General features: G+C 67.7%; 6 protein-coding genes. All 6 read right to left on the bottom strand.

Features of this window, described 5'->3' with window-relative positions; all coding sequences use genetic code 11:
* Positions 1–446 (bottom strand): amidase family protein (locus tag G3N93_RS33165; RefSeq protein WP_241026797.1); only part of this gene is annotated, 446 nt, incomplete at its 3' end.
* 47 nt (positions 447–493) lie between these two features.
* Positions 494–874, bottom strand: a complete 381-nt coding sequence (locus G3N93_RS33160) for a cupin domain-containing protein (protein ID WP_174943241.1) — start codon at positions 872–874, stop codon at positions 494–496.
* A gap of 71 nt (positions 875–945) precedes the next feature.
* A complete protein-coding gene (locus tag G3N93_RS33155) occupies positions 946–2,238 on the bottom strand; it encodes an FAD-binding oxidoreductase (protein WP_174945711.1) in 1,293 nt (430 codons plus the stop codon).
* A gap of 26 nt (positions 2,239–2,264) precedes the next feature.
* Complete coding sequence (locus G3N93_RS33150; protein ID WP_206134851.1) at positions 2,265–3,827, bottom strand: DUF3138 family protein; 1,563 nt, start codon at positions 3,825–3,827, stop codon at positions 2,265–2,267.
* A 21-nt stretch (positions 3,828–3,848) separates the two neighbouring features.
* Positions 3,849–4,790 (bottom strand): ABC transporter permease subunit, encoded by a 942-nt coding sequence (locus G3N93_RS33145; protein WP_206134850.1) that lies wholly within the window; start codon positions 4,788–4,790, stop codon positions 3,849–3,851.
* Positions 4,787–5,687 (bottom strand): ABC transporter permease subunit (locus tag G3N93_RS33140; RefSeq protein ID WP_241026796.1); only part of this gene is annotated, 901 nt, incomplete at its 5' end. The genes G3N93_RS33145 and G3N93_RS33140, both read right to left, overlap by 4 nt.

Genomic DNA, 5,687 nt, shown 5'->3' with positions numbered 1-5,687 from the left:
GGATCCCACGGATTCGACGTGCGGCCGTGCAGGTCGTTGTCGGTGAACCAGCGGTACGAAAACGCCGGCGCGTTGCTGCGCCCGATCACGATGGCGCCGGCCTTGCGCAGGTTCGCGGTCACCGGGCTGTCCTCATGCGCGACCAGGTCCGAAAACGCGCGCACGCCGTTGGTGGTCGCATATCCGGCCGTGTCGACGTTGATCTTCACGGTCACCGGCACGCCGTGCAGCGGGCCGACCGGCGCACCGCGCGCGATCGCGGCATCCGCATCCGACGCGGCCTGCAACGCGCTGTCGGCCATCACGTCGACGATCGCGTTGATGCGGGGGTTCACCGCGTCAAGCCGCTGCAGGCAGCTGCGCGTGAGTTCGGTGGCCGACACGTCGCGACGCGCGACGCGCTCGGCCATCTCGGCCGCGCTGAGACGCCACAATTCCTGGGTCATGGGTTGCTCCTCGTTGATCTCGATGGTTGTCCTGAACCGGCCGCGCGTTACGCGCCCGGCTGTCCGGCCTGCGGTGCGTGCGACGCATAGATCTTGCGACACGTTTCGACGACTTCCCACGTGCCGCGAAAACCCGGCGGAATCACGAACCGGTCGCCCGCGCGCAGCACGCGCTCGCGGCCGTCCGCATCGCGCACGATCGCGACGCCGCTCAGCATCTCGCAATACTCCGACTCGTCGTACTCGATCGTCCAGCGGCCGGGCGTGCATTCCCAGATCCCGCAGCTGAACTGCCCGCACGGGCTGATGTAGTGATGCGACAGCGTCTGCAGCGGATTGCCGTCGAGCAGCAGCCCGCTCGGCACGCGGCTCTGCGTGAGCTTCGCCGGCGCCCGCATCAGGTCGACGAGATTCGTGATGTTGGTCATGAGTGCCTCCAGGGCATGAGTGATTCGAAACGTTTCAGTGCCGCGCGGCCGGGCGAGCCGACCCGCGCGGGTCAGAGCAGGTCCATCATCCGGTGCCAGGTCATCGCGAGCGCCAGCATCGGCGTGCGCAGCGCGCGCCCGCCCGGAAAGTCGCGATGGCGAATCCGGCCGAACAGGTCGAAGCGCGCGGCCTGTGCATCGATCGCTTCCGCGATCAGCCGCCCCGCCAGGCCCGTCACGTTGACGCCGTGCCCGGAAAAGCCCTGCGCGAAATACACGGTCGGCTCGAGCCGGCCGAAATGCGGCGCGCGATTCATCGTCGCGTCGATCAGCCCGCCCCACGCGTAGTCGATCCGCACATCGGCGAGCTGCGGGAACGTCTTCAGCATGTCGCGCCGCATCGCGGCCGCGAGGTCGCGCGGCGTGTTCGTCGAGCTGCTGGCCTTGCCGCCCCACAGCAGCCGGCGGTCGCGCGTCAGCCGGAAATAATCGAGCGCCGAATTGGTGTCGCAGATCGCCGCATCGGCCGGCATCGTCTCGGCCGCGCGCGCGTCGCCGAGCGGCTCCGTCGCGATCAGGTACGTCGCGACCGGAATGATCTTGCGCGCGAGTGCCGGTGCAAGCTGCCCCAGGTATGCATTGCAGGCCAGCACGACATGACGGGCATCCACGTGTCCGCGTGCGCACGTGACCCGGTGATGCGGTGCGGCGCGATCGAGCGCAATCGCGGGCGTGTCCTCGTGGATCGTCACGCCGGCTTCGCGCGCCGCCCGCGCGAGGCCGAGCGTGTAATTCAGCGGATGCAGGTGGCCGCTGCCTTCGTAGCGGAGGCCGCCGACGTAACGATCCGACGCGACGAAGCGATGCATGTCGGCGCGCTCGATGAATTCGTAGCCGCGATAGCCGAAGCGGCTCGCCGCGGTATCGCGCCACGCACGCAGCCCATCGAGATGGCGCGGCTTGTTCGCTGCGGTCACGAAGCCGGAGGTCAGGTCGCAATCGATGCCGTACCGCTCGACCCGCTGCCGGACGATCTCGACCGACTCCAGCCCCATCGCCCAGACGCGCCGCACGTCGTCCTCCGGCAGGTAGGCCGAGAACGTATCGATGTCGCACGCGTACCCGGCGATCAGCTGGCCGCCGTTGCGCCCGCTCGCGCCCCAGCCGATCCTCGACGCCTCGACGAGCACCACCGAATGGCCGCGCTCGGCGAGCTCGAGTGCCGCGGACAGGCCCGTGAGCCCGCCGCCGATCACGCAGACGTCGGCCGTCACGGCCCCGTCGAGCGACGGATGCCGCGCACGGCTGTTGGCCGTCGCTGCATAGTAGGACTGAACATGTTGCTGGTTTTCGAACTTGAGCATATGCAAGACTCGCGAACGGCGTCGCGTCAGAACGCGTAGATGAGTTGGGTGGCCAGCAGGTCGTTCGACTTCTCGTACGACCCGTCGTGACGCAGGAAGACCTTGTTGCTCGCCCAGTCGTGCCGGTATTCGACCTTCACCGTCACTTGCTGGGTCGGGTAGAACAGCAGGTCGAACGCGGCGGCCTGCCGCGTCGCGCCCTTGCACTCGAAGCCGACGCCGCCGGTCGCCTTCGACATCGCGAGGCAGTCGGCATCGATGCCGAAGCCGTTGTACGGATCCATCCCGTTGCCGTTCAGGCCGATCGACGATCCGCCGCCACCGTTCTTCCGGTTCACGAGCAGGTCGTAGCGCAGCGTCGCGCCCATGCGGCCGACTACCGGCGCGTTGAACTTGCGGTGCGCGAGCAGCGACAGCCCGAACCACTGCGCGAGCCCGCCGTTGAACGCGCCGTGCTGCTGCTGGCCGTAGTCGAACTCGGCGTTGTACTGCGCGTCGGCGAGCGTGTAGGTCGCATCGGCTTCGCCGAAGAAGAACGCGCCATATGCGCTCGGCGCGTTGCCGCCCACGCCGTAGCGCACGTTGCCGGTCGCCGGATCGACCGCGCTCGGCAGCGTCTGCCGGCCGATGCTGATCGAGCCGCCGACGTCGAGCGCGCTGCCGCGCAGGTAATCGACGCGTGCGGTAAAGGTCGGCACCTTGTTGCTGGTCGTGATCGGGTCGCCGAGCGCGTTGACGCCGGTTTGCGTGACCGCGCCCGCGCTGCGGAACTGCTCGTTGCCGACGAAGAACTTCCACGCCCAGTGGCCGTCCGCGCTCTGGTAGTTGAGGCCCGCGCCGATCGACGAGCCCGGATCGGAGAAGTCGTACAGCAGGTTGTGCGTGAGCGTGAGCATCTGGCTCGACTGCTGGTACTCGTAACCGGCGAAGCCCGTCACGAGCCCGCCGGTGAGCGCCGTCGTGCCCGACAGCGGCACGGTCAGGACGGCCGTGTTGATGATATCCAGGCCGCTCGCGCCGCTGCCCGTCATCATCGACAGGCCCGCGCCGCGGTTCGGCATCAGCGTGATTTCCGCGGACGGCGCGGTCGGGCCGACGCCGAACGTCTTCTTGATGTCGAGGAACACATCGCCGAACGTGCTGTTGTAGTAGGTGTACGCATTCTCGTGGTTCGCGAACTGGAACGACGACGTGCCGGCCCCCCGGTTGTAAACGTAGGTCGGGTCGAGGTAGCCCGTCACCGACAGCCCGGCGATCGGGCCCGTGCGCGCGGCATCGGTCAGCGAATCGACCTTCAATTGCTGGTTCGCGACCTGCTGCCGGATGTCCGACACATCATCGTTGGTCAGCACGGCAGGCGCCTGCCCGTAGCCGGGTGTGGACGGGTCAGCCGCCGCGCCGGTCGCCGCGTTGGAGGCGACCGGTGCAACCGAAGGCTTCGCGCCGAGCTGCGACTGCAGCGCGCTCATCTGCCGTTGCAGCACCGCGATCTGCTGCTGCAGCGTCCGGATCTGGTCGGTGCTCGAGTTCGCCGCGGCCAGCCCCGGCAGCGCTCCGGCGATCAGCGCGCAGAGCATCTTCTTTTTCATGGAATGTCTCCTTGTCGTTCGTCACTTCGTGGGATGCGGGATGCGGTCGTGCAGCGGCGGCGCGGCCGGCGGGCGCGCGGGTGGCATCGCGGAGGGCGACGCACGGGTGTCGGATGCCTCGGACGAAGACGCCGCGTGCCACATCAGCGTATCGCGCGCCTGCCGCCGCTCGCGGGCCAGCATCGCGCGGTTCACGACGACCACGCCGATCGTCACGACCGTGATGAACACCGTGGCGAGCGCATTCATCTCCGGGTTGAGCCCCATCCGCACGCGGGAGAACACGACGAGCGGCAGCGTCGTCGACCCGGGGCCCGACAGGAACGCGGACAGGATCACGTCGTCGATCGACACCGTGAACGCGAGCAGCCAGCCGGACACCAGCGCCTGCGCGATCAGCGGCAGCGTGATCACGAAGAACACCTTCCACGGCCGCGCGCCGAGATCGAGCGCGGCTTCCTCGATCGAGCGGTCGAGCTCCTTCACGCGCGACTGCACGATCACCGCGACGAACGACAGGCACAGCATCACGTGGCCGATCCAGATCGTCAGCCAGCCGCGCCCGGCCGGCCAGCCGAAGGTCTGCTGCATCGCGACGAACAGCAGCAGCAGCGAGATGCCCTGGATCACTTCCGGAATCACGAGCGGCGCGTTGATCATCGCGGCATACAGCGTGAAGCCGCGAAAGCGCCCCATGCGGGCGAGCACGAAGCCGGCCCAGGTGCCGATCGCGACCGACGCGGTGGCCGTCAGCAGCGCGATCTTCAGCGACAGCCACGCGGCCGTGAGCAGTTCGTCGTCGTGCAGCAGCGCGCCGTACCACTTCAGCGAGAAGCCCGACCACACCGTCACCAGCTTCGATGCGTTGAACGAGTACACGACCAGGCTGACGATCGGGATGTACAGGAACAGGAAGCCCGCGCCCAGCACGCACGCGGACAGGATGCGATTCGCGCGGTTCATGGCCTGGCCTCCGCTTCGGTCTGGCTGTAGTGGAGCAGCGCCATCGGCACGAGCAGCAGCAGCACCATCGTCACCGTCACCGCGGACGCCATCGGCCAGTCCATGTTGTTGAAGAATTCATCCCACATCACGCGACCGAGCATCAGCGTGTTCGCGCCGCCGAGCAGCTCGGGGATCACGTATTCGCCGACCGCCGGGATGAACACGAGCAGGCTGCCCGCGACGATGCCGTTCCTCGACAACGGCAGCGTGATGCGCCAGAACGCGGACCACGGCGTCGCGCCGAGATCGTTCGCGGCCTCGAGCAGCGTGAGGTCCATCTTCACGAGGTGCGCATACAGCGGCATCACCATGAACGGCAGGTACGAATAGACCATCCCGATGTAGACGCCCGCGTCGGTGTGATACAGGCGCAGCGGCGTCGCGATCACGCCGAGCGCCGCCAGCACGTGGTTCAGCAGCCCGTCGTCCTTCATGATCCCGACCCACGCATAGACGCGGATCAGGAACGACGTCCAGAACGGCAGCATCACGGCCATCATCAGCAGGTTGCGACGGGCCGGCGCCGAACGCGCAATGAAGTACGCGATCGGGTAGCCGGCCAGCAGGCACATCAGCGTCGATGCGGCGGCCATCTTCAGCGAGCTGACGTAGGTGTTCAGGTACAGGTCGTCCTGCAGCAGCAGCGCGTAATGCTTCAGCGACAGCACGACCTGCACGGTGCCCGCCTCCAGCCGCGCAAGCGCGGTGTACGGCGGGATGCCGAGCATCTGGTCGGCGAAGCTGATCTTCAGCACCAGCACGAACGGCAGCGCGAAGAACACGGCAAGCCACAGGAACGGCACGCCGATCGCGACGCTGCGGCCCGACGGCAGGAAGCGCTGCAGCATCGCGAAG

The sequence above is a fragment of the Burkholderia sp. Se-20378 genome (genome assembly GCF_017104665.1).
GTDB lineage: Bacteria > Pseudomonadota > Gammaproteobacteria > Burkholderiales > Burkholderiaceae > Burkholderia > Burkholderia lata.
Note: the sequence above shows the minus strand (reverse complement) of the source record. Positions and strands in the feature narration are given on the sequence as shown.